The following is a 26,378-nucleotide window of genomic DNA, read 5'->3' as shown; positions in this document are numbered from 1 at the left end:
GGCGACACATTGGTCTACACCTTGACCGCAACTGGCCCTCGCGGTACCCAAGATGCCACGTTTCGTTGAAGGGATCCCCTGTGAGACGACGCCGTGCTCGACTTCTGTGTTCCCTGCTGCTGACCGTGGTGGCCGGGGCGGGGACCGCGGCCTCCTCCGCCTCCGCTTCTCCGGCTTCCCCCTGGTCCCCTCGCTCCTCCTCCGCTTCCGCCCAGGGGCCCGCCGCGGCCGCCCCGACCCCGCTGGACCGGGTGGTGCCCGCGCCGGCGTCCGTACGGCCCGCGGCGGGCTCGTACGCGATCCGCTCCGACACCCGCATCCGGGTGTCCGGCTCCGACGGTTCGGCGCGTTCGGCGGGTTCAGCGGGTTCAGCGAATTCGGCGCGCCGGGTGGGCGACTACCTCGCGGAGGTGCTGCGCCCCTCCACCGGCTTCTCGCTGCCCGTCACCACGCGATCGGGTGACGACGGCATCCGGCTGCGGCTGACGCCCAAGGCGGCCGGGGTGCGGACGCTGGGCAAGGAGGGGTACCGGCTCCAGGTAACCGGCCGGGCGATCACCCTCACCGCACGCGGCTCCGCCGGGCTGTTCCACGGCGTCCAGACACTGCGGCAGCTGCTGCCCGCGTCCATCGAGCGCACCACCCGGCAGCCGGGCCCCTGGCGGGTCTCCGGCGGCACCATCACCGATGTGCCGCGCTACGCCTGGCGGGGCGCGATGCTCGATGTCTCCCGGCACTTCTTCGGTGTGGACCAGGTCAAGCGCTATATCGACCAGCTGGCCCTCTACAAGATCAACGCGCTGCATCTGCATCTCTCGGACGACCAGGGATGGCGGATCGCGATCGACTCGTGGCCGAAGCTGGCCAGTCACGGTGGCTCCACACAGGTCGGAGGCGGACCCGGTGGCTACTACACCAAGGACGACTACCGCGAGATCGTGCGCTACGCGGCGAGCCGTGAGCTGACCGTCGTCCCCGAGATCGACATGCCGGGCCACACCAACGCGGCGCTCGCCTCCTACGCTGAGCTCAACTGCGATGGCGTCGCCCCGCCGCTCTACACCGGTACCGAGGTCGGTTTCAGCTCGCTGTGCGTGCCGAAGGGGGTGACGTACGACTTCGTGGACGACGTCATCCGCGAGCTCGCCGCGCTCACCCCCGGCCCCTACCTCCACATCGGCGGCGACGAGGCCCACTCCACCAGCCATGAGGACTATGTGGCCTTCATGGACCGGGTGCAGCCGGTGGTCGCCAAGTACGGCAAGACGGTGGTCGGCTGGCACCAGCTGACCGGTGTGCACCCCGCGCAGGGCGCGATCGCCCAGTACTGGGGGACGGACGGGAGCGAGAAGGAGGTCGCGGACGCGGCCAAGGCGGGCACCCGGCTGATCCTCTCCCCGGCCAACCGCGCCTATCTGGACATGAAGTACAACGCCGACACGCCGCTGGGGCAGAGCTGGGCCGGGTACGTCGAGGCGAAGCAGTCCTACGACTGGGACCCGGGCACATACATCAAGGACGCCCCGGAGGCCTCGGTGCTCGGTGTCGAGGCGCCGCTGTGGTCGGAGACCCTCCAGACCAGCCCGCAGATCGAGTACATGGCCTTTCCCCGCCTCCCCGGCATCGCCGAGCTGGGCTGGTCGCCCGCGAGCGCGCACAACTGGGACGAATACAAGGTGCGGGTGGCGGCGCAGGGTCCCCGCTGGGACGCGATGGGCATCGCGTACTACCACTCCCCGCAGATCCCCTGGCCCACGAGCTGAGGCGCCGCAGGCGGCTGGTTGCTCCCCTACCCGCCCCTTCCCGAAACTGGGGCTTCGCCCCAGACCCCGGGGTCCAGAGGGGAAGTCCCCTGGTAACGGGAAGGGGCGGGTAGGGGAGCGGCGGCACGATCACCGGCTCAGCTCGCGAAGCCCAGCTCTCGGGCGATCAGCGTGCGCTGGACCTCGCTGGTGCCCTCGCCGATCTCCAGGATCTTGGAGTCACGCCACATCCGGGCCACCGGATACTCGTTCATAAAGCCGTAGCCACCGTGGATCTGGGTGGCCTCGCGGGCGTTGTCCACCGCGACCTCGGAGGAGTACAGCTTCGCGATCGACGCCTCCTTCTTGAACGGCTCGCCGAGCACCAGCCGGGACGCCGCGTCGCGCCAGGCCACCCGGGCCATATGGGCGCGCATCTCCATGTCGGCCAGCTTGAACTGGATCGCCTGGTTGGCGCCGATGGGGCGGCCGAACGCCTCGCGGGTCCTGGCGTACGCCACCGACTCGTCCACACAGCCCTGGGCGAGCCCGGTGGCCAGGGCGGAGATCGCGATCCGGCCCTCGTCCAGTATCCGCAGGAACTGGGCGTAGCCCCGGCCCTCCGCGCCCAGCAGGTTCGCGGCCGGGACCCGGCAGTCGGCGAAGGACAGCTCGCGGGTGTCCGAGGCGTTCCACCCCACCTTGGAGTAGGGGGCGGCCACGCTGAAGCCGGGGGTGCCGGACGGCACGATGATCGAGGAGATCTCGGGGCGGCCGTCCTCCTTTCGGCCGGTGACGGCGGTCACGGTGACCAGTGCGGTGATGTCCGTACCGGAGTTGGTGATGAAGCACTTGGTGCCGTTGATCACCCACTCGCCCGTGGCCTCGTCCAGCCGTGCCGTGGTGCGGGTGGCGCCCGCGTCCGAGCCGCCGCCGGGCTCGGTCAGGCCGAACGCGCCCAGGGTCTCCCCGGAGCAGAGCCCCGGCAGCCAGGTGCGCTTCTGCTCCTCCGTGCCGTAGAGGAAGATCGGCATCGCGCCGAGCGAGACCCCCGCCTCCAGGGTGATCGCCACGGAGGAGTCCACCCGGGCCAGCTCCTCCAGGGCGAGGCAGAGCGCGAAGTAGTCCCCGCCCATGCCGCCGTACTCCTCGGGGAAGGGCAGGCCGAACAGGCCCATCCGGCCCATCTCGCGGATGATCTCGTACGGGAACTCATGGTGCTCCCAGTACTCCCCGATCTTGGGGGCGACCACATCATGCGCGAACGCCTCGACGGTGCGGCGCAGTTCCTCGTGTTCGGGGCTGAGTCGGTGGTCGATCGGCATGGCTCAGATCTCCTTCTGGGAGAGGGCGCGGACGGTGCGGGACGGGCTGGGCCGGCCCAGATGCCGGGCCATCCACACGCTGGTGGCGGTGAGACGGCCGATGTCGACCCCGGTTTCGATGCCGAGGCCGTCGAGCATCCACACGAGGTCTTCGGTGGCGAGGTTGCCGGTGGCGCTCTTGGCGTACGGGCAGCCGCCGAGGCCCCCGGCGGAGGCGTCGACGGTGGTCACGCCGTGTTCGAGCGCGGCGAGGGTGTTGGCGAGGGCCTGGCCGTAGGTGTCGTGGAAGTGCACGGCCAGCCGCTCGTCGGCGACGCCCGCCTCGTTGAGCGTGTCCAGCAGCTCCCGGACATGGCCCGGGGTGGCCACGCCGATGGTGTCGCCGAGGCTGATCTCGGCGCATCCCATGTCCATCAGACGGCGGCTGACCGAGACGGTCTGGGAGATCGGGACCGGGCCCTCCCACGGGTCGCCGAAGCACATGGACAGATAGCCGCGCACGGCCACGCCCGCGTCCTCGGCCTTGGTGACGACCGGCTCGAACATCTCCAGTGCGCCGTCCACCGTGCGATTGAGATTGGCCTTGGCGAAGGACTCCGTGGCGCTGGCGAAGACGGCGATCTCGCGCGCGCCCAGCGCGAGGGCGCGGTCCAGCCCGCGCTCATTGGGCACGAGCACGGGGAGCCGGGTGTCCACGTCGTCGATGAGCGGCATCAGCTCCTCGGCGTCGGCCAGTTGGGGCACCCACTTGGGGTGGACGAAGCTGGTGGCCTCGATGGTGGTGAGGCCGGCCTCGGCGAGCCGGTGGATGAACTCGGCCTTGATGGCCACCGGGACCAGCGCCTTCTCGTTCTGCAACCCGTCCCGGGGGCCCACCTCGTGGATCCGGACCCGGGTGGGCAGCCCGGGGGCGGGGACGGTCATGGGGAGGGTCATCACGCACGCTCCTCGCTCTGCTGCGGCTCGTTCGGGGTGACGACCGCCAGCAGCTGATCCATGGCGACCGTGCTGCCGGGGGTCACCTCGAGCTCGGTGACGGTGCCGTCGTGCGGCGCGGAGATGAGGTGCTCCATCTTCATCGCCTCGACCACCAGCAGGCCCTGACCCGCGGTGACCTCGTCGCCGACGGCCGCCTTCACGACGGTGACGGTGCCGGGCATGGGCGCGGTCAGCTCCCCGGCGTGTGCCGCGGCGGCCCCGCCGCGCAGCGCCTCCTCCACGGGGTCGTGCCCGACCACGCGCCAGGCGTCCCCGTCCCGCCCCAGCCAGTGGCTCGCGCCATGAGCGGCATGCCGGAAGCGATGGGTGACCCCGCCGAGGTCCAGCAACACGGTGCCCTCGTCGAGGGCAATGAGCCGCGCCCGCATACCCGCACCGGCGTCGGCACCCGCACCGGCGTCGGCGGCCGAGCGCCATGCGGCGTTCGCCCCGCCCGGGGCCGTGCCCGCTGCCGCGCGCGCCCCGCTGGGGCGGCGGTCCGCTGCCGCGTGGTGGGCGGGGGCCCGCTCGTCCGCCTCCGCTTCCGGGATGCGCGCACTGGCGCCGGTGACGGTGGAGCTGGGGCTGGTCCCGGTGACCAGGGCCGCCGCGCCGCCCTCGCCCGCGCCCATGGGCCGGGCGGCCTGGGCTGCCGTGCTCTGTGGCTCGTCGGTCCGGTCGGTGGCGGGGGTCTCCGGGGCGGCTTGGCCCGCGCCCTGGGGTTCGCCGGGCCGGGGCGTCGCCTTGGCCGCTGCCGGGGGCTCGCCGGGCCGGGGCGTCGCCTTGGGTGCTGCCGGGGGCTCGCCGGGGCGGGGCGTTGACCCGGTTGTTGCCGGGGTGGTGTCGGCGTGCTCGATGCGGAGCTCCGCCTCGTGGGCGCGGCCGCGGACGCGGACCGTCACCGGGGGGTGGCCCGCCACACGGAGGCGGTGGACCGTCCAGGCCGGGGCGCCGCCGAGGCGCCAGCCGGTCGGCACCGAGAACGGATCGACCCAGACGTCCGCGGCCGGGCCGCCGGGGCCGGAGCCGCCGGGCTCCGGGCGCCCACCGGACCCATCGCCACGCGGAGTTGCGGGCTCCAGCGCCGCCTGGCGCAGCAGGGCCGCCGTCGCGTAGACCTCCTCCGGTATGGCCGCCGGGATCAGCTGGGCCGCCGCGCGGTCGACCAGGCCCGTGTCGAGTTCGCCCGAGGCGACCGCGGGGTGGGCGGCCAGACGGCGCAGGAAGCCGGTGTTGGTGTCCACACCGAGGACGGTCAGGGAGCCGAGGGCGGCGCGCAGCCGGCGCAGGGCGGTGGGGCGGTCGGGGCCATGGGCGATGACCTTGGCGAGCATCGGGTCGTAGACCGTGCCGACCTCGGTGCCCCGGCTCAGCCCGGAGTCGACCCGCACCCCCTCGCCCTCCGGCTCGTCCAGCGCCAGTACGGTCCCGGCCGAGGGCAGGAAGTCCACCCGGCCGTCGGCCGCCGCGCGGGCGGTCTCGGCGCAGATCCGGGCCTCCACCGCGTGGCTCGCGAAGGCGATGCCGTCCTGCCCGAACGGCAGCGGCTCGCCCGCGGCGACGCGCAGCTGCCACTCCACCAGGTCCAGGCCGGGCCGCCCGTCGACCGACACCGTCAGCTCGGTGACCGGATGCTCCACCTGGAGGCGGGTGTTCATCTCCATGAAGCAGTACGCCGACGGATCGGCACCCGGCACGATGAACTCGACCGTGCCCGCGCCCACATAGCCGCAGGACCGGGCCGCGGCCACCGCGGCCTCGCCCATCCGCGCCCGGGTGGCCTCGTCCAGCAGCGGGCTGGGCGCCTCCTCGATGATCTTCTGATGGCGGCGCTGGAGCGAGCACTCGCGCTCCCCGAGGTGGATCACGCGCCCCTGACCGTCCGCCAGCACCTGGATCTCGATATGCCGGGGCCGGTCGATCCAGCGCTCCACCAGCAGCGTGTCATCGCCGAAGGCGCCGCGCGCCTCCCGCCGGGCGGCCGCGATTTCGTCGGCGAGCAGCGCCTCGTCGCGGACCAGCCGCATGCCCTTGCCGCCGCCGCCCGCCGAGGGCTTCAGCAGCACCGGCATCCCGATCTCCCGGGCGGCGGCGGTGAGCTGCGCGTCCGTCAGCCCGCTGCCGGAGGAGCCCGGCACCACCGGCACCCCGGCCGCGCGCACGGTCTCCTTGGCGCGGATCTTGTCGCCCATCAGCTCGATGGCCCCGGCGGGCGGTCCGATGAAGGCGAGCCCGGCGTCGGCGCAGGCGCGGGCGAACGCCCCGTTCTCCGCGAGGAAGCCATAGCCGGGGTGGACGGCCTGGGCGCCGGTGCGCGCCGCGGCCTCCAGCAGCCGCTCGATGGACAGATAGCTCTCCGCGGCGGGGGCGGGGCCGATCCGCACCGCCGTGTCCGCCTCGCGCACATGGCGGGCGTCCGCGTCGGCGTCGCTGTAGACGGCGACCGAGCGCACTCCCAGCCGCCGCAGGGTGCGGATGACGCGCACGGCGATCTCACCGCGGTTGGCCACCAGGACGGTGTCGAACATCGCGGGCGACGGGCCGGTCGACTTCGTACCGCTCATGCCACTCATCGGGTGCATCCCCCTCACATCCGGAAGACGCCGTAGCCGGGCGCCGCGGGCTCGGTGGCCGTACGGCCGGGCAGCGGTGCGTTGGCGCAGGCCGTAAGGGCGAGGCCGAGCACCGTGCGGGTCTCCAGGGGGTCGATCACACCGTCGTCCCACAGCCGGGCGGTGGCGTAATAGGCGTTTCCCTGCGCCTCGTACTGCTCGCGGACCGGGGCCCGGAACGCCTCCTCGTCCTCGGCGCTCCACTCCTCCCCGCGCGCCTCCATCTGGTCGCGCTTGACGGTGGCGAGCACGGAGGCGGCCTGCTCACCGCCCATCACCGAGATCTTGGCGTTGGGCCACATCCACAGGAAGCGGGGCGAATAGGCCCGGCCGCACATCGAGTAGTTGCCCGCGCCGTAGGAACCGCCGATGACGACCGTGAGCTTGGGCACGCGGGTGCAGGCCACGGCGGTGACCATCTTGGCGCCGTGCTTGGCGATACCGCCCGCCTCATAGCTGCGGCCCACCATGAACCCCGAGATGTTCTGGAGGAAGACCAGGGGGATGCCGCGCTGGTCGCACAGCTCGATGAAGTGGGCGCCCTTCTGGGCCGATTCGGAGAACAGGATGCCGTTGTTGGCGACGATGCCCACCGGGTGGCCCATGATCCGTGCGAAGCCCGTGACCAGTGTGGTGCCGAACTCGGCCTTGAACTCGGCGAACCGCGAGCCGTCCACCACCCGCGCGATGACCTCCCGCACGTCGTACGGCGTGCGCGAGTCGACCGGGACCACCCCGTAGAGCCCCGACGGGTCCACCGCGGGCTCCTCGGAGGGCTCCAGCGGCCACGGCGGCGACCCCTGCCGCATCGGGGACGGCGGCAGGGTGGCGACGATGGACCGGACGATCCGCAGCGCGTGGGGGTCGTCCTCGGCCAGGTGGTCGGTCACGCCCGAGACCCGGGAGTGGACCTCGCCGCCGCCCAGCTCCTCCGCCGAGACCACCTCACCGGTGGCCGCCTTCACCAGCGGCGGCCCGCCCAGGAAGATCGTGCCCTGTCCGCGCACGATCACGGCCTCGTCGCTCATCGCCGGGACATACGCCCCGCCCGCCGTGCAGGACCCCATCACGGCCGCGACCTGCGGAATCCCGGAGCCGGACAGCCGCGCCTGGTTGTAGAAGATCCGCCCGAAGTGGTCGCGGTCCGGGAAGACCTCGTCCTGCATGGGGAGGAAGGCACCGCCGGAGTCGACCAGATAGACGCACGGCAGCCGGTTCTCCAGCGCGACCTCCTGGGCGCGCAGATGCTTCTTCACCGTCATCGGGTAGTACGTGCCGCCCTTGACCGTGGCGTCATTGGCGACCACGACCACCTCACGGCCCGACACCCGCCCGATCCCGGCGATCACCCCCGCCGCCGGGGCCTGGCCCTCGTACATCCCCTCGGCCGCGAGCGGTGCCAGCTCCAGGAACGGGGAGCCCGGGTCCAGGAGGGTGTCCACCCGGTCGCGCGGCAGCAGCTTGCCGCGCGCGGTGTGCCGCGCCCGCGCCTTCTCCCCGCCGCCCAGCCGCGCCACGGCCAGCTTCTCGCGCAGCCGCGCGGCCAGCTCGCGGTGCCCGGCCTCATTGGCCTTCCAGGCCTCCGATCCCGGGTCGGCGCCGCTGCGCAGTGCCGGTGCCTGCTCCATGGCTACGAGCCCCCTCGCTCGGTCCCGCTCGGTACCGTTAGTGAACGTTAACTACTCCCCACCAGGTTAACGACCACTAACCCCGCTGTCTAGAATTGAATCCATGAGCACGCAAGCACCCGCCCCGAGCCGCCGTGAGCAGATCCTCAAGGAGGCCGCCCGCCTCTTCGCCGAGCGCGGCTTTCACGGCGTCGGCGTCGATGAGATAGGCGCCGCGGTCGGCATCAGCGGCCCCGGTCTCTACCGCCACTTCCCCGGCAAGGAGGCGATGCTGGCCGAGCTGCTCGTCGGGATCAGCGGCCGGCTGCTGACGGGCGGCAAGCGGCGGGCCGCGGAGGGGGAGGGGGCCGGGTGCGCCCCCGCGCAGGTGCTGGACTCGCTGATCGAGGGGCATATCGACTTCGCCCTCGACGACCGCCCGCTGATCATCCTCCACGACCGCGAGCTCGACCGGCTCCGGGACACCGACCGCAAGCTGGTGCGCTCCCTCCAGCGGCAGTACGTGGAGCTGTGGGTCGAGGTGGTGCGGAAGGTCTACCCCCGGCTCGCCGAGACCGAGGCCCGCGCGTGTGTCCACGCGGTCTTCGGGCTGCTCAACTCCACGCCCCACCTCGGCCGCCCCGGAGCCCTCCCGGGGCGCGCGGCCACCGCCACCCTGCTGCACCGCCTGGCCTTGGGCGCCTTCGAGGGCGCCCATGGTGTGGATGGCGCGCCCCGGAGCTGAACCGAGCCCTATGGAGGCTGGACAGGGTCGGTAACTGGCGGGTAGCTTTCACTGAGCAAGCGCTTAGGTGAGCGTTGCCAAGTCATCATTGAGGAATCACGACGGCGGCCGGGCGGATCCGCGAGAGCGGCGGCGGCTTAGCCGCGAGGAGGGCCACGCCAATATGCGCCGCACGGTGTTCAACGAGGACCACGAGGCGTTCCGGGAGACCATCCGCGACTTCATCGCGGCCGAGGTCGTGCCGTACTACGACGAGTGGCGGGAGGCCGGCCAGGCCCCGCGCGAGTTCTACAAGAAGCTCGGTGAGCTCGGTGTCTTCGGCATCGAGGTGCCCGAGGAGTTCGGCGGGGCCGGCGAGACCAGCTTCAAGTTCAACGCCGTGATCACCGAGGAGACCGCCCGCGCCGGGGTCAGCTTCGGTGGCAGCAGTGTCCACACCGCGCTGTGCCTGCCGTACCTCCTCAAGTACGCCAACGAGGAGCAGAAGCGGCGCTGGCTGCCCTCCTTCGTCTCCGGCGACATGATGACCGCCATCGCCATGACCGAGCCCGGCACCGGCTCCGACCTGGCGGGCATGAAGACCACCGCCAAGCTCTCCGAGGACGGCACCCACTACGTCCTCAACGGCGCCAAGACCTTCATCACCGGCGGCGTCCTGGCCGACCGGGTGCTGGTCTGCGCCCGGACCGCCCCGCCCACCCCCGAGGACCGCCGCGGCGGCATATCCATCCTCGTGGTGGACACCAAGAGCGAGGGCTACGCGGTCGGCCGCAAGCTGGAGAAGCTGGGCCTGAAGACCTCCGACACCGCCGAGCTCTCCTTCACCGACGTCAAGGTGCCGGTGGAGGACCTGCTGGGCGAGGAGGGCAAGGCGTTCGGCTACCTCGCCCACAATCTGCCGCAGGAGCGCCTGGGGATCGCCGTCGGGGCGTACGCACAGGCCGCGGCCGCCGTACGGTTCGCCACCGAGTACGTCCGGGACCGCACCGTCTTCGGCCAGCCGGTGGCGTCGTTCCAGAACACCAAGTTCGTGCTCGCCGACTGCAAGTCCGAGGTGGACGCGATGCAGGCGGTCGTGGACCGGGCCCTGGACGCGCACGACGCCGGTGAGCTGACCGCCGCCGACGCCGCCTCCGCCAAGCTCTTCACCACCGAGCGCGCCGCCGTCGTCATCGACCGGTGCCTCCAGCTCCACGGTGGCTACGGCTACATGATGGAGTACCCCATCGCCCGGCTGTACGCGGACACCCGCGTCAACCGGATCTACGGCGGTACCAGCGAGGTCATGCGGTCCATCGTCGCCAAGTCGATGGGTCTGTGACGACCGTCATGACCAGCGGCAACAGGACCGCAATCCGGGTCTGCAAGACTGCTTGAATCATGAATGACGCACTTCAGGGCCTTCTCGATCTGCTCGACCTCGAGCAGATCGAGAAGGACATCTTCCGCGGCACCAGCGACGCCGCACCCCTCGTACCGCGGGTCTTCGGCGGTCAGGTCGCCGCCCAGGCCCTGGTCGCCGCGGGCCGCACCGTGCCCGCGGACCGCTCGGCGCATTCGCTGCACGCGTACTTCCTGCGGCCCGGCGACCCCGGGGCGCCCATCGTCTACACCGTCGACCGGATCCGGGACGGCCACTCCTTCACCACCCGCCGGGTGGTCGCCGTCCAGCACGGACAGCCGATCTTCCATCTCTCGGCCTCCTTCCAGCTGCATGAGGACGGACTCGAGCACCAGGAGCGGATGCCGGACGTTCCCGACCCGCTCTCCCTGCCCACCGCCGAGGAGCTGCTGCCCCGCTACGAGCACCTCTTCCTCGGCCCCGGGGTGACCGAGCGGATGCTCCAGGCGCGGGCCGCGGTCGATCTGCGGTACGTGGACGAGCCGCCCTTCGGCAGCGTCGGACAGCCGCGCGAGCCGAAGTCGCAGGTTTGGTTCCGGACCAACGGCAAACTGGACGGCGCCGCCGACCACCCCCTGCTCCACGTCTGCCTGGCGACCTATGTCTCCGATATGACGCTGCTGGACTCCATCCTGCTCGCCCATGGGCGCGGCGGCTGGGCGGTCGGCGACATCGTCGGCGCCAGCCTGGATCACGCCATGTGGTTCCACCGGCCGTTCCGGGTGGACGACTGGCTGCTGTACGACCAGGAGAGCCCCTCCGCCTCCGGCGGACGCGGGCTCGCCAAGGGCCGTATCTTCACCGCCGACGGGCGGCTGGCCGTCTCCGTGATCCAGGAAGGGGTCATGCGGGTGCCGCGCGAGAAGAAGTGAGCGCGGCGGGCGGCGGCCCGGAGCCGTCGGCAACCGGGCCGTGGGATACCGGTCCGTCAGGGCCAGGACGTCAGAACACGTCAGAACAGGTCAGAACTGGGCCGTCAGCCCCGCCGCGTCCAGCAGGTACGCCGTCATCGCGTCGTAGAACCTCGGGTTGGTGACGTGGTCGTCCAGCGGGACCACCGCCGACAGCGTGCCCTCGGACTCGCCGAGGAAGAGCGCCGGGTCGTTGCAGTCCGCGTAGCCCACCGCGTCGATGCCCCGCTGCCCCGCGCACCCCGCCCAGCCGTGGTCGGCGACCACCAGATCGGGCAGCGGTCGCCCCTCGTGGGCCAGCCCGTCGAGGATCGCCGCCATGGGGGCGGGGGAGTGGGTGTGCCACAGTGTGGCGCCCCGCTCCAGCATCGCCACGTCGCAGAACTGGAAGACGTACCCCTCGTCCGCCTGTAGCCCGCCCGGGATCTCCACGATCTCGCATCCGGCGGCCCGCAGCGCCGCCGCCGTGGCCCGGTGGACCTCCAGCAGCCCGCCCGGGTGCCCGGTGGCGAACAGCACCCGCTCGCTCGCCTCCGCCGCCTTCCGCAGCACCGACGCCATCCGGTCCAGCGCGCCGACGGTCAGCTCCGGGTCGATGGTGTCCTGCCCCGCGCGGTGCTGCGGGTCGTCCACCACGCCGCAGCGCTCGGCCATGACCGCCAGCACGTCCTGCTCATCGGTCCAGCGGTCGCCCAGTTCCAGGCCCAGCCAGTAGTGGCGGTCGCCGTTCGCGAGCTTGCGGTAGTGGGAGAGGTTGTTCTCACGAGGGGTGGCGACATCGCCCGCGATGCGCGTACGGACGAGATGGTCGATCAGTTCGGCACGGCTGGGCACGGCGCTGGGTATCGGCATGTGGCCCATTGTCGCCTCTCCGACGGGGTAATGGGGACATCCGCCGCCGGTCGGGCGTGACACGATCATGGCGAAATGCCGGACGTCCGCCCGGACGGCCGCCGCCCAGGCCCCGCACCAGGCCCCATGCCTGGCCCCGCACCTGGCCCCATGCCTGGCCTTGCACCTGGCCCCATGCCTGGCCCCGCACCTGGCCCCCTACCGGGCCTGGCGGCGGGGCCGACGGCTCCTGGTGGGGCGACGGGCGGCCCGGCCCGCACGCTGTGGCTGCGGCGGTACGGGCGCGCTGATGGTCACGGGAACACCGGAGGGGTCCTGCGCTCCGGTGATACGGGTGAGTTCGGGGTCGGTGGAGTGGACCCGGGCGGTCCGGGGGGTGATGCCCGCGTCGGCCATGAGACGGACCATGTCCCGGCGCTGGTCCGGAGTGACCAGCGTGATGACGCTGCCGGATCCGCCCGCACGGGCGGTACGGCCACCACGGTGCAGATAGTCCTTGTGGTCGGCGGGCGGGTCGACATTGACGACGAGATCGAGATCGTCCACATGGATGCCCCGGGCGGCGACGTTCGTGGCCACCAGCACGGTGACATGGCCGGACTTGAAGTGGTCCAGGGTCCGGGTGCGCTGCGGCTGGGACTTGCCGCCGTGCAGCGCGGCCGCCCGTACGCCGCTGGTCAGCAGATGCCGGGTCAGCCGGTCGACGCCGCGCTTGGTGTCCAGGAACAGGATGACGCGGCCGTCCCTGGCGGCGACCCGGGTGACGACGGAGCGCTTGTCGGTATCCGTGATGTGCAGCACATGGTGCTCCATCGTGGTGACGGCGCCGGCGGACGGGTCGAGCGAGTGCACGGCCGGGTCGTGGAGGAACTGGCGCACCAGCAGGCCGATGTTGTGGTCGAGCGTCGCGGAGAACAGCAGGCGCTGGCCGTCGGCGGGGACCTGTCGCAGCAGCCGGGTCACCTGGGGCAGGAAGCCCATGTCGGCCATTTGGTCGGCCTCGTCGAGGACCGTGGTGCGCACCTGGTCCAGTCGGCAGTCGCCGCGTTCGATCAGGTCCTGGAGGCGCCCGGGGGTCGCGATGACCACCTCCGCGCCATTGCGCAGGGCCTCGGCCTGGCGGTTGATCGACACTCCGCCGACCACGGTGGCCGGACGCAGCCGCAGCCGCCGGGCGTAGGGGGCGAGCGCATCGGTGACCTGCTGGGCCAGCTCCCGGGTGGGGACCAGTACCAGGGCGAGGGGACGGCCGCGCTCCGCGCGCCGCCCGGCGGTGCGGGCCAGCAGGGCGAGGCCGAACGCGAGGGTCTTGCCGGAGCCGGTCCGGCCACGGCCCAGGACGTCCCGGCCGGTGAGGGCGTTGGGGAGGGCGGCCGCCTGGATCGGGAAGGGCACGGTGACACCCTGCTCGGCCAGCTCCTTGTGCAGTTCCTCCGGCATGTCGAGCTCGGAGAACGACGTGACGGCGGGCAGCACCGGAGCGGAGCCGGGCGGCAGGGCGAATTCGTTTCCGCCGTCGTTCCTACCGCCGTTTCCGTTGTTTCCGCCGGTGGAGCGGGGGCGGCCATGGTCGGTGGACCGGCCATGGCCGGCGGCACGGGAGGGTGCGGGTTTTTTGCGGTACGAGCGGGAGGAGCGGCTCAATGCGGTGCCTTCTGCTGGGCGGTCTGCGGAAACGCGTACGAGCCGGGGCCCGCACCCCTTGAGGTACGGGCCCCGGCTCGTGTCAGGCGCTGCGATCAGGCGGGAACGATGTTCTCCGCCTGCGGGCCCTTCTGGCCCTGGGTGACGTCGAAGGTCACCTTCTGGCCTTCGTGGAGCTCACGGAAGCCGCTGGTGGCGATGTTCGAGTAGTGGGCGAAGACGTCGGCGCCGCCGCCGTCCTGCTCGATGAAGCCGAAGCCCTTTTCCGCGTTGAACCACTTCACGGTGCCAGTAGCCATGTCCTTCTCCTTCATATGGGGTCGGTCCGGAATGCGCGGGAAATGCATCCCGAGTCGCCGAAATGACCCCATCCGGAAATGACCGGCAAAAACAAGAAATGCGCCTGCGGCTACATACCGCCAGGCGCACACAAAGTCCATGGGTACCAAAACTGCAACTGAAAGCCAGCCTATCACGTGCGGCCGCGGAACGGCGGGATTCGGCGTCGATGCCGTCGATGCCGTCGAGGCGGGTGCGGCGGGTGGCCGTCGCGGCGCGAGGGGCAAAATTAAGTGTTGACTTATATAAGCGGCGGCTGGCATAGTCCGGACGTGCACGCACTCGATGTCCTCGGAGACCCCGTCCGGCGCCGGATATTGGAGCTGCTCGCCGAGGGGGAGCGGTCCTCCGGCGAGGTCAGCTCCGCCGTCCGGGCCGAGTTCGGCATCTCGCAGCCCGCCGTCTCGCAGCATCTGCGGGTGTTGCGGGAGGCCGGATTCGCCTCCGTACGGGCCGAGGGCACACGGCGGTTGTACGCCGTCGAGGCCGCGCCCCTGCGGGAGGTCGACCGGTGGCTCGACCGGTTCCGGGGCTTCTGGGAGCAGCGGCTGGACGCGCTGGGGACGGAACTGGCGCGGGGCAAGCGGCAGCGGCGGCTCGATCAGGAGCGCGGCGGCGGCAGCGGAACCGATGCGGAGACATGACTCATGAGCGAGATCGTCGATCAGATCAACCACGTTCATCGCGAGGTCGGCACCCGTGAGGTGCCCGACGGCGAGGCCCGTACCGTCCTGCTGCGGCGCACGTACGACGCCGCGATCGGGGACGTCTGGGACGCGTGCACCGACCCCGAGCGGATCAGCCGCTGGTTCCTGCCGGTGAGCGGCGACCTGAAGCTGGGCGGCCACTATCAGCTGACGGGCAACGCGAGCGGCGAGATCCTGCGCTGCGAACCCCCGCGGCTGCTCGCCGTGAGCTGGCTGTTCGGCGAGAACCCCGGCTTCAGCGAGGTCGAGGTCCGGCTGACCGCCGAGGGGGAGGAGCGGACCGTCTTCGAGCTGGAGCACATCGCCGTCGTACCGCCCGGGATGTGGGACCAGTTCGGCCCCGGCGCGGTCGGCGTCGGCTGGGACGGCGCGCTGCTCGGCCTCACCCTGCATCTGACGGGCGAAGGCGCGCCCGCCGACCCGGAGGCGTGGCAGGCCTCGGACGAGGCGCGGGAGTTCATGACCCGCAGCAGCGAGCGCTGGGGCGCGGCGTACGAGGCCTCGGGGGCCCCGGCGGAGGTGGTGGCGGCGACGACGCGGGCCACGACGGAGTTCTACGTACCCGCACGCTGACTTCCGCCCGTAAGGGCGGCGGCTGTCCGTGAGAGCGGCCACCCCCTACCCGTCATACCTGGGGACTACCCCGGAGATGCACTCCCCGGTGGGACGCCAACCACACGGCCGGCTCCATACCTTCCGTACTCACGACATTCGTTGGTACGGAAGGAACAGCCATGGCGTCCCGTCTTCGCCGCGCCCTGCTCGCGGCGCTCGTCACCGCCTCGGTGGTGGTGCCACTGATGGGGGCCGCCGGGCCCGGTGAGGTGCCCGCGCCCGCGCCGGTGGCGCTCGGGCCGGTGCGCGTCGCGGGTCTTGAGCACCGGTACGCGGCCAACCGGGACGGGATCCGGGCGGCCGAGGTGATGGCCGCCCGGCACGGGGACCGCAAGCGGGCGCGGGCGCTGCGGAAGATGCGGGGGTCGTCGCGGCACTTCCTGTCCTTCGACGGGCGCGACGGGGGCCGTGCCGTCGAGGTGTACGGGGATCTGGGCCGTGCCACCCGCGTCGCGGTGCTGGTGCCGGGGTCGGACACCAACCTGGAGACGTACGGCCGGTTCCGGGACGGGGCGCTCGCGTTGAGCCGTCAACTCGGGCGCCATACGGCCGTCATCGGCTGGCTCGGGTACAAGACGCCCGGCACCGTGGCACCCGAGGTGCTGACCACGGGCCGGGCCGCCGGTGCCGCTCCCCGACTGGCCGCGTTCGTACGGGAGTTGAACGCGGCCATACCCCGGGCCCGGATCTCGCTCCTGTGCCACTCCTACGGCTCGGTGGTCTGCGCCCGGGCCGCCCGGGGGCTGAACGCAGCGGACATCGTCCTGTACGGCAGCCCCGGGACGGGGTATGACGACGCCCGGCAGCTGCACACCCGGGCCACCGTCTGGGCCGGGCGGGGCGGACACGACTGGATCGGCGGGGTGCCGCATGTGCGGATCCCGCTGCTGGGCACGACCATCGGCTTCGGGACCGACCCGGTCTCCCGGCGGTTCGGGGCGCGGACCTTCGACGCGGGGGACGTCGGGCACAGCGACTACCTCAAGTCCGGGTCCGTCGCCCTGGTGAGCATGGGCCGGATCGTGGAGGGCCGCGATGCGTGAGACGGCGCGGGACCCGATACGGCTGCGGGACCCGATCCAACTGCGGGACCCGATACGGCTGCGTGACCTCGCCCGGCGGATCGAGGCCGCCACCCCGCCCGGCCGCGACCGCGCGGTGGACGGCCTGCGGGCCGTCGCCATCCTCGGCGTGGTGCTCGGCCACTGGCTGGTGACCGCCCTCGTGGCCGACAGCGGCACTCTGCGCGCGGCCAGTCCGCTGCTGTACCAGCCCGGACTCACCCCCGTCTCCTGGGTGTTCCAGACCCTCGCGGTGTTCTTCCTGGTCGGCGGGCAGATGGGCGCCAAGAGTCACGACTGCGCCCGCGCCCGGGGCATCACCTACCGGCGGTGGCTGCGCGCCCGGCTGGTACGGCTGTTCCGGCCCGTGGCCGCCGTGCTCACCGTATGGGCCGTGGCGGCGGGGGCGCTGCTCGGCGCCGGGGTGAGCCTGCTGACCGTGCACACGCTGCTCAAACTCGTCCTGTCCCCGCTGTGGTTCCTGCTGGTCTACGCGGTGCTCACGGCCGCGACCCCGCTGGTGGCGCGGCTGCATCCGCTGTGGCCGCTCGCCGTCGTGCTGCATGTCGACCTGATCCGGTTCGGCTTCGACGGCCCCGCCTGGCTCGGCTGGGTCAACCTGGCGGCGGGCTGGCTGGTCCCGTACTGCCTGGGCGCCGCCTGGGGCCGTGGCAGGCTGCGCGGGCGGACGGCCGGGTGGGTGCTGCTGACCGGGGGCGCGGCGGTCACCGCCGGGCTCGTCCTGTTCGGCGGCTATCCGGCGGCGATGGTCGGGGTGCCCGGCGCCCCGGTCTCCAACCTCAACCCGCCCACCCTGGCGGCCGTCACCTTCGGGCTCGCCCAGTGCGGCGCGGCCCTGTTGCTGCGCGGCCCGCTGCGCCGGGCGCTGGCGCGGCCCGTCGCGTGGGCGGTGGTGGCGCTGGTCAACCTCGCCGCGATGACCGTCTTCCTGTGGCACCAGACCGCGATGATGGCGGTCAGCGTGACCACGCTGCGGCTCGCCGGACCGCAGAGCGGGCTGCACACCGTGCCCGACGGCCCCGGCTGGGTGCTCGCCCGGCTGTGCTGGCTGCCGGTGTTCGCGGGGGCGCTGCTGATCTGCTGGGCGGCGTTCCACGTGTACGAGGCGGGGCGGCCGCGGAAGGGCGGTGGCGGGGTCGTCCGCGGAGGCGGCCCCGCGGCGGGCGTTGGCAGCCGAGTCGTCCGCGAGGGACGCCCCGGGAAACAGGCACAGCAGCAGGTACAGAAGCAGGCCCAGCAGCAGGTACAGGAGCAGGTGCAGAAGCAGGCACAGCAGCCACGGCACGTGGAGCGGCGGAGTGTCTAGAGTCAAGGGCATGACAGGCGGCAAGATCGTGGACCGGCTGGCGGGGGGCCTGCGCGCGCTGCCGCGCACGCTGGGAGAGGCCCTGCGCGCGGTGCCGGGCGTCCTGCGCGAGGACCTGTGGACGGTGGCGCGCGATCCGCTGCCGCGGATGCGCTGGCTGGGCCGGCTGCCCCATGGCCATGTGGTGTTGTTCGCCGTGCTCATGGCCTGGCTCAGCATGGCGCAGTTCCAGGAGCCCGCCCGCCCGGGGACGTCCCAGGACCCGGTGCCGCTGATCGGGCTCGTCGTGCTCGAGGCGCTGGCCGTCCAACTGGCGCTGACCCGCCCGATACCGGCATGGTGGCTCTCGACCGCCATGCTCCTGGTGACGGCGCTGAACGTGGACGACCGCGTCCCCGAGTACGTGCTCTACCCCTGGAACTACGGCCAGATCGCGCTGCACACCGCCGTCCTGTTCCTCCTCGCGCTGCGGGTCCGCCCGCGGATCGCCGCCGAGGCGCTGCTGCTGACCCTCCTGGTGGGCGCGGTCACCGCGGCCTTCGCCACCCACCCCCACGACGACGGCCTCGATGAGGCCCTTACGGCCTTCACCACCGCCGTGGTGGTGGGCGCCGCGCTGCGGGGCCGCCGGGTGGCGCGGACCCGGCTGGTCGAGCAGGAGGAACTCACCGCGGAGGAACGGGCCCGGCGCACCCTGCTGGAGGAGCGCAACCGCATCGCCCGCGAGCTGCACGACGTGGTCGCCCATCACATGTCGGTGATATCCATCCAGGCCCAGGTCGCCCCGCACCTCGCAGAGAACCCCTCCGACGAGCTCAAGGAGAACCTCGCGGGCATCCGGCAGAACGCGGTCGAGGCGCTGGCCGAACTGCGCCGGGTGCTGGGCGTGCTGCGCTCCGAGGACGCCCTGGCCGACGGCGCCCGGCACGCCCCGCAGCCCACTCTGGACCGGCTGGACGAGCTGGTGGGCACGGTACGGGGGACCGGGATCACGATCCTTACCGATGTCACCGGGGAGCGGCGGGCGCTGCCGCCGGGCGTGGAACTGTCGGCGTTCCGCATCGTCCAGGAGGCGCTGAGCAATGTGATGCGGCATGCGCCGGGTGCCGAGGCGCGGGTCGAGTTGGGGTACCAGCGGCACGGGCTGACGGTCCGGGTCGTCAACACCGCGCCGGACCGGCCCGCCCCGCCCTCGCCCGGAGCCGGGCACGGGCTGCTCGGGATGCGGGAGCGCGCTGCGATGCTAGGGGGCGAGCTGACCACCGGCCCGACGCCGGACGGCGGTTACGAGGTGATCGCCGTACTGCCCACGGACCACCCCGCCCCGTCCGCCGCCGCGCCCGAGACCGCCGAGGATCCCGTATGACGACCATCCGCGTCCTGATCGCCGACGACCAGATGATGGTCCGCCAGGGCTTCACGGTGCTGCTCAACGCCGAACCGGACATGGAGGTCGTCGGCCAGGCCGTGGACGGCGCCGACGCCATCGCCCAGGTCGCCGAGCTCGCCCCGGACGTGGTCCTGATGGACATACGGATGCCGGGGGTCGGCGGTATCGAGGCCACCCGCCGGCTCACCGAACCCGCCGGCGCCACCGTCAAGATCCTCGTCCTCACCACCTTCGACCTGGACGAATACGTCTACGAGGCGCTGCGCGCGGGCGCGTCCGGGTTTCTGTTGAAGGACGCCTCGGCGGATGAACTGGCCCATGCGGTAAGGGTGGTGGCGGGCGGAGACGCGCTGCTGGCGCCGAACATCACCAAGCGCCTGATCGGCGAGTTCTCCCGGGTGACCGCCGCCGCCCCGCGCGGGCCCCTCCGGGCCCGGGTGGGCGATCTGACGGAGCGCGAGACCGAGGTACTCACGCTGATCGCCCAGGGGCTGTCGAACGCGGAGATCGCGGGGCGGCTGGTGGTGGCCGAGCAGACTGTGAAGACCCATGTGAGCCGGATCCTGTTCAAGCTGGGGCTGCGCGATCGGACCCAGGCGGCGGTCTTCGCGTACGAGACGGGGCTGGTGCGGCCGTCCGCGTCCTGACTTGGTTCTCCCAGGGGAGGGGTGTCCGGCGGACCTTTCCCCTCCCCGCCCCTTCCCGAAACTGGGGCTCCGCCCCAGACCCCGGACGGGCCGGGGCTCTGCCCCAGGGCCCGGATGGACCGGGGCTCCTCAGGCCCCGGATGGACCGGGGTTGCGCCTCAGGGCCCGGATAGGTCGGGGCTGTGTCTCAGGGCCCGGATGGACCGGGGCTCCTCAGGCCTCGGATGGGTCGGGGTTGCGCATCGGGCCTGGATGGGCCGCGGTTGCGCATCGGGACCCGGACGGGCCGGGGTTGCGCATCGGGGCCTGGATGGGTCGGGGTTGCGCATCGGGGCCCGGATGGGTCGGGGTTGCGCATCGGGCCTGGATGGGCCGCGGTTGCGCATCGGGACCCGGACGGGCCGGGGCTCTGCCCCAGACCCCGGACGGCCCGGGGCTCGGCCCCAGACCCCGGACGGGCCGGGGCTCCGCCCCAGGCCTCGGACGGGCCGGGGCTGTGTCTCAGGGCCCGGACGGGCCGGGGTTGCGCCTCAGGCTCCGGGGTCCAGGGGCGGAGCCCCTGGTATCGGGAAGGGGCGGGGAGGGGAGCAGCCCGCCGCAGGCGGCACTATTCGTCGGGCCGTGCTGGCGTTCCCGCATGGGGACTTGTGTTCAGGTATTGAAGACATTGCGCCATCCATTGACCCACCGTGTTCACCTCTTTATGGTCACTGCGACCGTCACCGGCGAACCACGACGGAGAACGATGACGTACTCCCCCCTCCGGCCGCCCCGGCCCGCCCGGCTGATCGCCCCGCTCCTCGTCTGCGGGCTGATCGCCGCCGTGCCCCCGGCGTCCGCCGCCCCCGAATCCGACTCCTCCGCGGCGGCCGACGCCACCGCCGGAGGGGACTGCACGCGCGGGCCGTCCGACGGCTGGGCGCTCTCCTCCAGCCGTATCGACCCCAAGGACAGCTCCCACGCGTATGTGGGCAACGGCTATCTGGGGCAGCGGGTGCCGCCCCAGGGGACCGGGTACTCGGGAGGGGGTGACAAGACCGGTTGGCCGCTGTTCACCCCCCGCTACGACGGCGCCTTCGTCTCCGGCCTCTACGCGCACAACGCGAAGACGACCGAGAACCGGCAGGTGGCCGCCGCCATCCCCACCTGGTCCACGCTGAACGTGGCCACCGGGGGCGAGCGTTCGGAGACCTTCGGCCCCCAGACCTCCGCCGGGCGGATCTCCCACTACCGGCAGACGGTCTTCATGCGCTGCGGTCTGGTGCGGACCTCCCTGACCTGGACCGCGTCCGACGGGCGCGCCACCGACCTCACCTATGACATCGTCGCCGACCGCGCCAACGCGCACGTGGGCGCCGTAAGGATGCGGATGACCCCGCACTGGGGCGGGGACGCGACCGTCACCGATCTGCTCGACGGGCGCGGTGCGCGGCGGATGAGCGGGACCGGCGGTGGCGTCCATAAGGGCGGCACGGTCGATGTCGCCTTCCGTACGGATGGCACGAAGACCGACGGAGCCGTGGCCTCCACACTGCGCCCCGGCCCGGGCGTCCGGGCGGCCGAGCCGAGGACGGGCGGCACACGGGCGGGCGGTAAGGAGGCCGGTGGGAAGGAAGCCGGTGGCACGGAGGCCGGTGGTACCGAGGCCGGTGGTACGGACGCGGCGCGGGGCCTGTCCGCGCGCCAGGGGCTCCGCTTCCCCGTCCGCCCCGGCCGTTCCTATGAGTTCACCAAGTACGTGGGCGTGGACACCGCGCTGACCTCCCACACTCCGCGCGCCGACGCCCTCGCCGCCTCCCGCCGCGCCGCGGACCAGGGCTGGGACGGGCTGTTCGCCGCGCACAGCGCCGCCTGGAAGCGGCTGTGGCGCTCCGACATCGAGGTGGCCGGGCGCCGTCAGCGCGACCTCCAGGACTGGGTGCGCTCCGCGCAGTACGGGCTGCTGTCCGCCACCCGCGCCGGCTCCCGCAACAGCATCTCCCCGACCGGGCTGAGCAGCGACAACTACGGCGGGCTGATCTTCTGGGACGCCGAGACCTGGATGTACCCCGGGCTGCTGGCCACCCATCCCGGACTCGCCAAGTCGGTGGTGGAGTACCGCTACAAGACCCGCGCCGGCGCCCGCGCCAACGCCCGCAAGCTGGGCTACCCCGGTCTGTTCTACCCCTGGACCAGCGCGAGCAAGGGCGGGCTGTGGACCGAGTGCCACAGCTGGGACCCGCCGCACTGCCGCACCCAGAACCACCTCCAGAGCGATATCGCCGTCGCGGCCTGGCAGTACTACCAGTCGACGGGCGACACCCGGTGGCTGCGCGGACGCGGCTGGCCGGTGCTCAAGGGGATCGCCGAGTTCTGGTCGGGGCGCGTCACGCACAACGCCGACGGCAGCTACTCCATCAAGAACGTGGCCGGTCCCGACGAGTACAGCAACGGCGTGGACGACGCGGTCTTCACCAACGCCGGGGCCGCCACCGCCCTGCGCGCCGCCGCGCGCGCCGCCCGCCTCCTCGGCGAGCCGGTGCCCGCCGCCTGGAACCGGATCGCCGACCGGATGCGGATCCCGTACGACAAGAAGAGCCAGGTCTTCCAGCAGTACGACGGCTACAAGGGCTCGCTGATCAAGCAGGCCGACACCGTGCTGCTGATGTACCCGCTGGAGTGGCCGATGTCGGGTCAGGCGGCCGCCAGGACGCTCGACTACTACGCGGCCCGCACCGACCCCGACGGTCCGGCCATGACGGACTCGGTGCACGCCATCGACGCCGCCGCCATCGGCGAGCCCGGCTGCTCCACGTACACCTACCTCCAGCGCGCCATCAAGCCGTTCGTCCGCGGCCCCTTCGACACCTTCTCGGAGGCGCGGGGCGAGAAGGCGGGCGCGCAGGACCCCCTGTCCGGCTCCCCGGCACAGGACTTCCTCACCGGCAAGGGCGGCTTCCTCCAGGTCTTCACCCACGGTCTGACCGGGATGCGGATGGACGAGGACGGCGTGCGGCTGGACCCGACGCTGCCGCCGCAGCTCCACGACGGTGTCACCCTGCGCGGGCTGCACTGGCGGGGCCGCACCTACGACGTGGCCATCGGCCCGCACGAGACGACCGTAAGGCTGACGGCGGGCGCGCCGATGCGGATCGAGACCCCGCACGGCGGGGAGCGGATCGTGAGCCGGGGCGCGCCCGCGGTGCTCAAGACCCGCCGCCCCGACCTCGAGCCGACCGACAACGTCGCGCGCTGCGGTAAGGCGACGGCGAGCACGGAGGAGCCCGGGATGTACGCGGGTGCCGCCGTGGACGGCAACGCGGCCACCGCCTGGGTCCCCGACGCCGCCGAGGGCACGCTCACGGCCGACCTCGGGCGCGCCGTTCGGCTGGCGAAGGTCAGCCCGGAGTGGACCCGTACCCGCCCCGCCTCCCACGAGGTGCGGACCTCGCTCGACGGCCGCCACTGGCGCGAGGGGACGACCGGCCCGGCCCGTTTCGTACGGGTCACCGTGCGGTCGGCGGACGACAAGGAGCGCGCGGGTGTCGAGGAGTTGCGGGTGACCCGCGCCAAGTGATCCGCGCCAACTGATCCGCGCCAAGTGACCCCGTGGGGGCCGGGATGTGCGGTCCGTGCTCGGCGGACGCGGTCCGTGCACTGTGGGCGCGGTCCGTGCACACAGGATCAAGACAGTGTGCACAGAAGGCCAACGACATCCCGGCCCCGGCGAGCCCATGCTGATCAGTGACGGGTGAGCAGGGTTGCTACGGGGGGAGCCCCGCTCACCTGTTCGCCGCGAGCGCCCTATGGCGGAAGTCCCGTGGGGGCACGCCATAGGCGCCGCGGAAGGCACGGCTGAAGTCCGCGGCGTGGCTGAAGCCCCAGCGGGCGGCGATGACATGGATGGGGGTTTCGCCCAGGGCCGGATCGGCGAGGTCGCGGCGGCAGCGTTCCAGGCGCTGGGCGCGGATCCACGCGGAGACGGTGTGCCCCTGCTCCTCGAAGAGGCGGTAGAGGTACCGGAGCGAGATGTGATGGGCCGCGGCGATCGAGGCCGGGGTGAGCCCCGGGCGGTCCAGGTTCTGCCGGACGAACTCCTGGACGCGTAACCGCAGGGTACGCCGACGGCTCTCGGGGGTGAGCCGGTTCTCGGCGCGCGCCTCGGCACCGGTGTCGAGCTCATGCGCGAGCAGCGCGTTGAGCAGATCGACGGCGACGGTGCCGAGGCGCGGTGCGTCGGCCGGGCCGTAGGCGTCGGACTCGGTGGCCAGGCGGGTGAGGAAGTCGGCGAGCATGGCCCCGATCCCGGACCGTCCGGACAGCCGCCGCCCGAGCAGCCGCTGGAGCTCGTCGGGCGGGAACGGCAGCAGCGAGGGGTGGAGGGTGACCGTCATCCCGTCGACCCTGCCGCGCTCGCACACCGCCAGATACGGCGCGGAGGTGGAGGTGAGCATGAACTGCCGGGCGCCGACCGTGGTTTCGGCGTCCCCGTGGCATACGTCGGTCTCCCCGCGCAGGGTGAGCCGCAGATGGTAGAGCTCCGGGTCGGAACGCCGGATGTGGGCCGCGGTCCGCTCGTTCCGCAGCGACGGTACGGAGGTGTAGGTCAGCATCACCTCGCCGATGTCCACTCCGCCCCGTACGTTCGCGCGGAAGTCGTGCTCATGGTCGCTGCGCAGTTCCATGGGTATCGACGTCAGCTCGCACAGGGCGCGCCACGCCGCGAACCGTTCCGCGGGCGGGATGTCGTCGATCTGGGGCACCGTCACGATCATCATCCTTTCGCCTGGCCGGTGGTGCGCTTTTCGATGGGCGCGACCTTAGACAGCCCTGCTAAGTGTTTGATGAACGGTCCGGTATTGAACAGTCCGCTTTTAGGCGATTCCGCGAGCGTGTGTCCGGACGGGGTGTGAGGTGCCTGCTCAGAGCGCGGTCAGGATCCGTGGGCCGTCGTCCGTGATCGCCACCGTGTGCTCGCTGTGGGCGGCGCGGCTGCCGTCCGTCGTCCGCAGGGTCCAGCCGTCGTCGTCGGTGGTGTACGCGTCCAGGCCGCCCGCCAGGAACATCGGCTCGATGGCCAGCACCAGCCCGTGCCGCAGCGGAAAGCCCCGGCCGGGCCGCCCCTCGTTGGGGACCGGCGGGTCCTCGTGCATCCGCCGGCCGATGCCATGGCCGCCGAAGTCCTCCATGATGCCGTAGCCCGCGGCGCGCCCCACCGTCCCCACGGCATGGGAGATGTCGCCCATCCGGCCCCCCGCGACGGCCGCCGCGATCCCCGCGTCCAGCGCCTGCCGGGTGGCCTCGATCAGCTGGACGTCGGCCGGGCGCGGGGTGCCGACGATGAAACTGACCGCGGCGTCGCCGCTCCAGCCGTCCAGCGTCGCACCGCAGTCGATGGTCACCAGATCGCCGTCGCGCAGCCGGTAGTCGCCCGGGATGCCGTGGACGATGGCGTCGTTGACCGAGGCGCAGATGACCGCGGGGAAGGGGGTGGACGCGAACTGCGGTCGGTAGCCGAGGAACGGGGAGCTCGCCCCGGCCTCGCGCAGCACCTCCCGCGCCGCCTCGTCCAGCTCGCGCAGCGAGACGCCGATGGCCGCCGCCCGCTGTGCGGCGTCGAGCGCCGAGGCCACGACGCGGCCCGCCTCGCGCATCGCGTCCAGGGACGCGTCGGTCTTGATTTCCACCATGGGTGAGCCCCTTCGCATGACCGAACCGCCGGTTCGGTGTGCACCAATTACTATACCGGTATTAGTATCACGGTCATGGTGCGCACTCCTCTCACCCCGCTGGAACGTGAACGCGGCCGCTTCCTCGGTGCTCTGCTGCGCCAGGCCCGTGGCGAACGGAGCATGGCCGAGGTCGCCGCCGGGGCCGGGATCTCCGCCGAGACCCTGCGGAAGATCGAGACCGGCCGGGCCCCGACCCCCGCCTTCTTCACCATCGCGGCGCTCGCCGCCACCCTTGGGCTGACCCTGGGGGAGATCGCGGAGCGCTGTGCCGCGGTTACGGCTCCGGAGCGGGGGGAGGGGGTGGCGGAGGAGGCGGCCTAGCCGAGGCCTAGCCGGGAGGCGCCCGGCGGATCGTCCCGCCTGCGGCGGGCTGTTTCCCCTCCCCGCCCCTTCCCGAACCTGGGGCTGCGCCCCAGACCCCGAACCTGGGGCTGCGCCCCAGACCCCGGGATGCGTGCTCCGCCCCAGGCCCTGGAGCGGGGGGCTTCGCCCCCCTGGCCCCTGGGCCCTGGCTCCGGGCCCTGGCTCCTGGGCCCTGGCCCCCTGGACCCCTGGGCCCCTGGCCCCTGGGCCCTGGCTCCGGGCTCTGGCTCCTGGGCCCCTGGGCCCCTGGCCCCCTGGACCCCTGGGGCTCCAGTTGGGCTCCAGGGGCCCGGAGGTCCGGGGGCTCCCGGACCCTGGGGCTCCTGGGGCCCCGGGGTTCCAGGGGCGGAGCCCCTGGTAGTGGGAAGGGGCGGGGAGGGGAGGAGCGCGCCGGGTGCCG

Annotated in this window: 21 protein-coding genes; 12 read left to right on the top strand and 9 right to left on the bottom strand. The window is 72.5% G+C overall.

The window, feature by feature from the left end; all coding sequences use genetic code 11:
- Window positions 1–80 precede the first annotated feature (80 nt).
- Window positions 81–1,763 carry a beta-N-acetylhexosaminidase gene (locus tag ACJX2R_RS20940; protein ID WP_413101379.1) on the top strand — a complete coding sequence of 561 codons (1,683 nt, stop codon included), beginning with the start codon at window positions 81–83 and terminating at the stop codon, window positions 1,761–1,763.
- 137 nt (window positions 1,764–1,900) lie between these two features.
- Here ACJX2R_RS20940 and ACJX2R_RS20935 read toward each other — a convergent pair whose 3' ends face one another.
- The 4 genes from ACJX2R_RS20935 to ACJX2R_RS20920 are packed head-to-tail and all read right to left on the bottom strand — an operon-like array spanning window position 1,901 to window position 8,285.
- Window positions 1,901–3,067 carry an acyl-CoA dehydrogenase family protein gene (locus ACJX2R_RS20935; RefSeq protein WP_171072702.1) on the bottom strand — a complete coding sequence of 389 codons (1,167 nt, stop codon included), beginning with the start codon at window positions 3,065–3,067 and terminating at the stop codon, window positions 1,901–1,903.
- 3 nt (window positions 3,068–3,070) lie between these two features.
- Window positions 3,071–4,003, bottom strand: coding sequence for a hydroxymethylglutaryl-CoA lyase (locus tag ACJX2R_RS20930; protein WP_262699710.1), 933 nt, complete (start codon window positions 4,001–4,003; stop codon window positions 3,071–3,073).
- Window positions 4,003–6,573 carry a biotin carboxylase N-terminal domain-containing protein gene (locus tag ACJX2R_RS20925; RefSeq protein WP_413105919.1) on the bottom strand — a complete coding sequence of 857 codons (2,571 nt, stop codon included), beginning with the start codon at window positions 6,571–6,573 and terminating at the stop codon, window positions 4,003–4,005. Before ACJX2R_RS20925 ends, ACJX2R_RS20930 begins: the two co-directional genes overlap by 1 nt.
- 59 nt (window positions 6,574–6,632) lie before the next feature.
- On the bottom strand, window positions 6,633–8,285 hold the full coding sequence (locus ACJX2R_RS20920; RefSeq protein ID WP_413101378.1) for a carboxyl transferase domain-containing protein: 1,653 nt from the start codon (window positions 8,283–8,285) through the stop codon (window positions 6,633–6,635).
- A 103-nt stretch (window positions 8,286–8,388) separates the two neighbouring features.
- Here ACJX2R_RS20920 and ACJX2R_RS20915 point away from each other — a divergent pair, with 103 nt between their 5' ends.
- The 3 genes from ACJX2R_RS20915 to ACJX2R_RS20905 all read left to right on the top strand — a co-directional run bounded on the left by ACJX2R_RS20915 (window position 8,389) and on the right by ACJX2R_RS20905 (window position 11,283).
- Window positions 8,389–9,009 carry a TetR/AcrR family transcriptional regulator gene (locus ACJX2R_RS20915; protein ID WP_413101377.1) on the top strand — a complete coding sequence of 207 codons (621 nt, stop codon included), beginning with the start codon at window positions 8,389–8,391 and terminating at the stop codon, window positions 9,007–9,009.
- A gap of 163 nt (window positions 9,010–9,172) precedes the next feature.
- Entirely contained in the window at window positions 9,173–10,330 is a 1,158-nt protein-coding gene (locus ACJX2R_RS20910) for an acyl-CoA dehydrogenase family protein (protein ID WP_413101376.1), read from the top strand.
- Between the two features lie 59 nt (window positions 10,331–10,389).
- Window positions 10,390–11,283, top strand: a complete 894-nt coding sequence (locus ACJX2R_RS20905) for an acyl-CoA thioesterase (RefSeq protein WP_413101375.1) — start codon at window positions 10,390–10,392, stop codon at window positions 11,281–11,283.
- Between the two features lie 90 nt (window positions 11,284–11,373).
- Here ACJX2R_RS20905 and ACJX2R_RS20900 read toward each other — a convergent pair whose 3' ends face one another.
- The 3 genes from ACJX2R_RS20900 to ACJX2R_RS20890 all read right to left on the bottom strand — a co-directional run bounded on the left by ACJX2R_RS20900 (window position 11,374) and on the right by ACJX2R_RS20890 (window position 14,117).
- Window positions 11,374–12,183, bottom strand: coding sequence for a phosphatase (locus ACJX2R_RS20900; protein WP_413101374.1), 810 nt, complete (start codon window positions 12,181–12,183; stop codon window positions 11,374–11,376).
- Window positions 12,184–12,372: 189 nt separating this feature from the next.
- Window positions 12,373–13,818 carry a DEAD/DEAH box helicase gene (locus ACJX2R_RS20895; RefSeq protein WP_413101373.1) on the bottom strand — a complete coding sequence of 482 codons (1,446 nt, stop codon included), beginning with the start codon at window positions 13,816–13,818 and terminating at the stop codon, window positions 12,373–12,375.
- A gap of 95 nt (window positions 13,819–13,913) precedes the next feature.
- On the bottom strand, window positions 13,914–14,117 hold the full coding sequence (locus ACJX2R_RS20890) for a cold-shock protein (protein WP_413101372.1): 204 nt from the start codon (window positions 14,115–14,117) through the stop codon (window positions 13,914–13,916).
- Window positions 14,118–14,429: 312 nt separating this feature from the next.
- On the opposite strand from ACJX2R_RS20890, the gene ACJX2R_RS20885 reads away from it, so the two are divergent.
- From ACJX2R_RS20885 to ACJX2R_RS20855, 7 genes are all read left to right on the top strand, one after another.
- A complete protein-coding gene (locus ACJX2R_RS20885) occupies window positions 14,430–14,801 on the top strand; it encodes an ArsR/SmtB family transcription factor (protein ID WP_262699702.1) in 372 nt (123 codons plus the stop codon).
- Between the two features lie 3 nt (window positions 14,802–14,804).
- Complete coding sequence (locus ACJX2R_RS20880) at window positions 14,805–15,437, top strand: SRPBCC family protein (protein WP_413101371.1); 633 nt, start codon at window positions 14,805–14,807, stop codon at window positions 15,435–15,437.
- 161 nt (window positions 15,438–15,598) lie between these two features.
- On the top strand, window positions 15,599–16,522 hold the full coding sequence (locus ACJX2R_RS20875) for an alpha/beta hydrolase (protein WP_413101370.1): 924 nt from the start codon (window positions 15,599–15,601) through the stop codon (window positions 16,520–16,522).
- Between the two features lie 58 nt (window positions 16,523–16,580).
- The gene (locus tag ACJX2R_RS20870) at window positions 16,581–17,867 is read left to right on the top strand and encodes an acyltransferase family protein (RefSeq protein ID WP_413105918.1); all 1,287 of its coding nucleotides are present in this window, start codon (window positions 16,581–16,583) and stop codon (window positions 17,865–17,867) included.
- A gap of 10 nt (window positions 17,868–17,877) precedes the next feature.
- Complete coding sequence (locus ACJX2R_RS20865; protein WP_413101369.1) at window positions 17,878–19,233, top strand: sensor histidine kinase; 1,356 nt, start codon at window positions 17,878–17,880, stop codon at window positions 19,231–19,233.
- Window positions 19,230–19,904: a response regulator gene (locus ACJX2R_RS20860; protein ID WP_413101368.1), complete on the top strand. Its 675-nt coding sequence runs from the start codon at window positions 19,230–19,232 to the stop codon at window positions 19,902–19,904. Before ACJX2R_RS20865 ends, ACJX2R_RS20860 begins: the two co-directional genes overlap by 4 nt.
- A gap of 745 nt (window positions 19,905–20,649) precedes the next feature.
- On the top strand, window positions 20,650–23,460 hold the full coding sequence (locus ACJX2R_RS20855; protein ID WP_413101367.1) for a glycosyl hydrolase family 65 protein: 2,811 nt from the start codon (window positions 20,650–20,652) through the stop codon (window positions 23,458–23,460).
- Window positions 23,461–23,665: 205 nt separating this feature from the next.
- On the opposite strand, the gene ACJX2R_RS20850 is transcribed toward ACJX2R_RS20855, so the two are convergent.
- Window positions 23,666–24,658, bottom strand: coding sequence for a helix-turn-helix domain-containing protein (locus ACJX2R_RS20850; RefSeq protein ID WP_413105917.1), 993 nt, complete (start codon window positions 24,656–24,658; stop codon window positions 23,666–23,668).
- Window positions 24,659–24,805: 147 nt separating this feature from the next.
- Complete coding sequence (gene map, locus ACJX2R_RS20845; RefSeq protein ID WP_413101366.1) at window positions 24,806–25,573, bottom strand: type I methionyl aminopeptidase; 768 nt, start codon at window positions 25,571–25,573, stop codon at window positions 24,806–24,808.
- A gap of 75 nt (window positions 25,574–25,648) precedes the next feature.
- Between map and ACJX2R_RS20840 the strand changes: the two genes are divergently transcribed.
- Window positions 25,649–25,936 carry a helix-turn-helix domain-containing protein gene (locus ACJX2R_RS20840; protein ID WP_413101365.1) on the top strand — a complete coding sequence of 96 codons (288 nt, stop codon included), beginning with the start codon at window positions 25,649–25,651 and terminating at the stop codon, window positions 25,934–25,936.
- Window positions 25,937–26,378 lie beyond the last annotated feature (442 nt).

This window comes from Streptomyces sp. Inha503 (assembly GCF_047215865.1).
Taxonomy (GTDB): Bacteria; Actinomycetota; Actinomycetes; order Streptomycetales; family Streptomycetaceae; genus Streptomyces; species Streptomyces lycopersici.
This window is presented reverse-complemented; position numbering and strand designations above follow the sequence as displayed.

Excerpts from the sequence above, each read along its gene's own strand:
- ACJX2R_RS20915 (WP_413101377.1), top strand. The coding sequence starts at position 8,389 with ATGAGCACGCAAGCACCCGCCCCGAGCCGCCGTGAGCAGATCCTCAAG.
- ACJX2R_RS20925 (WP_413105919.1), bottom strand. The coding sequence starts at position 6,573 with ATGTTCGACACCGTCCTGGTGGCCAACCGCGGTGAGATCGCCGTGCGC.
- ACJX2R_RS20910 (WP_413101376.1), top strand. The coding sequence starts at position 9,173 with ATGCGCCGCACGGTGTTCAACGAGGACCACGAGGCGTTCCGGGAGACC.
- ACJX2R_RS20855 (WP_413101367.1), top strand. The coding sequence starts at position 20,650 with ATGACGTACTCCCCCCTCCGGCCGCCCCGGCCCGCCCGGCTGATCGCC.
- ACJX2R_RS20900 (WP_413101374.1), bottom strand. The coding sequence starts at position 12,183 with ATGGGCCACATGCCGATACCCAGCGCCGTGCCCAGCCGTGCCGAACTG.
- ACJX2R_RS20865 (WP_413101369.1), top strand. The coding sequence starts at position 17,878 with ATGACAGGCGGCAAGATCGTGGACCGGCTGGCGGGGGGCCTGCGCGCG.
- ACJX2R_RS20860 (WP_413101368.1), top strand. The coding sequence starts at position 19,230 with ATGACGACCATCCGCGTCCTGATCGCCGACGACCAGATGATGGTCCGC.
- ACJX2R_RS20880 (WP_413101371.1), top strand. The coding sequence starts at position 14,805 with ATGAGCGAGATCGTCGATCAGATCAACCACGTTCATCGCGAGGTCGGC.
- map (WP_413101366.1), bottom strand. The coding sequence starts at position 25,573 with ATGGTGGAAATCAAGACCGACGCGTCCCTGGACGCGATGCGCGAGGCG.
- ACJX2R_RS20935 (WP_171072702.1), bottom strand. The coding sequence starts at position 3,067 with ATGCCGATCGACCACCGACTCAGCCCCGAACACGAGGAACTGCGCCGC.
- ACJX2R_RS20840 (WP_413101365.1), top strand. The coding sequence starts at position 25,649 with ATGGTGCGCACTCCTCTCACCCCGCTGGAACGTGAACGCGGCCGCTTC.
- ACJX2R_RS20890 (WP_413101372.1), bottom strand. The coding sequence starts at position 14,117 with ATGGCTACTGGCACCGTGAAGTGGTTCAACGCGGAAAAGGGCTTCGGC.
- ACJX2R_RS20875 (WP_413101370.1), top strand. The coding sequence starts at position 15,599 with ATGGCGTCCCGTCTTCGCCGCGCCCTGCTCGCGGCGCTCGTCACCGCC.
- ACJX2R_RS20850 (WP_413105917.1), bottom strand. The coding sequence starts at position 24,658 with ATGATCGTGACGGTGCCCCAGATCGACGACATCCCGCCCGCGGAACGG.
- ACJX2R_RS20930 (WP_262699710.1), bottom strand. The coding sequence starts at position 4,003 with ATGACCCTCCCCATGACCGTCCCCGCCCCCGGGCTGCCCACCCGGGTC.
- ACJX2R_RS20920 (WP_413101378.1), bottom strand. The coding sequence starts at position 8,285 with ATGGAGCAGGCACCGGCACTGCGCAGCGGCGCCGACCCGGGATCGGAG.
- ACJX2R_RS20905 (WP_413101375.1), top strand. The coding sequence starts at position 10,390 with ATGAATGACGCACTTCAGGGCCTTCTCGATCTGCTCGACCTCGAGCAG.